Source organism: Streptomyces sp. BE20, from assembly GCF_036322525.1.
In the GTDB taxonomy this organism is placed as follows: Bacteria; Actinomycetota; Actinomycetes; order Streptomycetales; family Streptomycetaceae; genus Kitasatospora.
The window spans coordinates 1-251 of record NZ_JAQYWW010000443.1 but is presented as its reverse complement, the minus strand read 5'-3'; the positions used below and the strand labels follow the sequence as shown (position 1 = coordinate 251).

Annotated in this window: 1 protein-coding gene; it reads left to right on the top strand. The window is 70.9% G+C overall.

The window, feature by feature from the left end:
* On the top strand, positions 1 to 251 hold a 251-nt coding region (locus PUR61_RS04470), incomplete at both ends, for a hypothetical protein (RefSeq protein ID WP_329875846.1).

Genomic DNA, 251 nt, shown 5'->3' with positions numbered 1-251 from the left:
GACGGTCGAGGTGGCCGGCGAGATGCTGGAGCTGAAGAACACCGTCAACACGATGGTGGACCAGCTGAACGGCTTCGCGGCGCAGGTCACCGGGGTGGCCCGGGACGTGGGGACGGAGGGCCGGCTCGGGGGCCAGGCGCTGGTGCCGGGCGTCTCCGGGGACTGGCGCGACCTCACCGACTCGGTGAACATCATGGCCGACAATCTGACCGGCCAGGTCCGCAGCATCGCCCAGGTGACCACGGCGGTGG